This window comes from Peribacillus sp. NPDC056705, assembly GCF_043656335.1.
Genome location: NZ_JBHTYI010000291.1, coordinates 1 through 1,019, shown reverse-complemented (window position 1 = coordinate 1,019; position 1,019 = coordinate 1). Strand labels below are relative to the sequence as shown.

The 1,019-nt window shown below is 49.3% G+C and carries 1 protein-coding gene and 1 pseudogene; both read left to right on the top strand.

The annotated features are described in order from the left end of the window. Window positions 1-324, top strand: a pseudogene (locus ACFRAK_RS29795) (acyl-[acyl-carrier-protein] thioesterase); the annotation flags it as partial. A 62-nt stretch (window positions 325-386) separates the two neighbouring features. After that, window positions 387-1,019: response regulator transcription factor (locus ACFRAK_RS29790; protein ID WP_394573306.1), on the top strand; the 633-nt coding region annotated here is incomplete at its 3' end.

Here is a 1,019-nt window from a genome sequence, read left to right as displayed (position 1 = left end):
GGCGAAGCCCTTCATAAGACCGTGCTGCCTGAAGGGGTACAGCTGACAGAAGCCTATTCATACTTGGTCCGCTATAGCGGAATCGATACGAACGGACATTTAAATAATGCGCGGTATGCCGATTTATGCTTTGATGCACTGGATGAAGCGGAGCTTCAAGAAGGAAGAGTTAGAGGATTCAGAATTACCTATCACCATGAGGCAAGACTGAGAGACAACATGGTCATCAAGCGTTCTGTTTCTGAGAATAACACCGTTTATATCCTGGGGACATCGCCTGAAGGGACAAACTTTTTTGAAGCAGCCATCGTTAGGGAACCATAAACATTCAGGCTGCTATTCCCATGTGAATTAAGCGGTCTGACGTTTGTTGGAGGGAGAGAAGGATGTATAGAATCATGGTTGTTGAGGACGATCCCAAGCTGGCGGAACTGCTTCAATCACATATCGCAAGGTATGGCAACGAGGGGGTTATGGTCCAGGATTTCGATCGAGTGATGGAGCGGTTTCACGAGACGAAACCACATGTCGTTCTGCTGGATGTCAATCTGCCCAGCTTCGACGGTTATTACTGGTGCCGCCAGATCAGGTCTGTGTCGACCTGTCCCATTATATTCATTTCCGCTCGGAGCGGAACGCCAGATCAATTAAGAGCGCTGGAGAATGGCGCTGACGATTATATAACCAAGCCGTTTGCTTACGACATCGTGATAGCCAAGATTCATAGTCAACTGCGCCGTGTTTATGGGGATTATGCGACGGCCTCCGGTGAACGTACGGTGGAACAGGACGGACTTGTTCTGTACCCTGAACGGATGGAACTGTGTCTGGATGATCACACCTTGATCCTGACCAAGAAAGAATCTATCCTGCTGGAAACCCTGCTGAGCCGATCTCCGCGGCTTGTTACCCGTGAGACGATACTGGAGAAGTTGTGGGACGATACCTTTGTTGATGATAATACGCTGAGCGTTAATATTAACCGCGTGCGGAAGCGGTTGGCCGAGCTTGGTATCGAG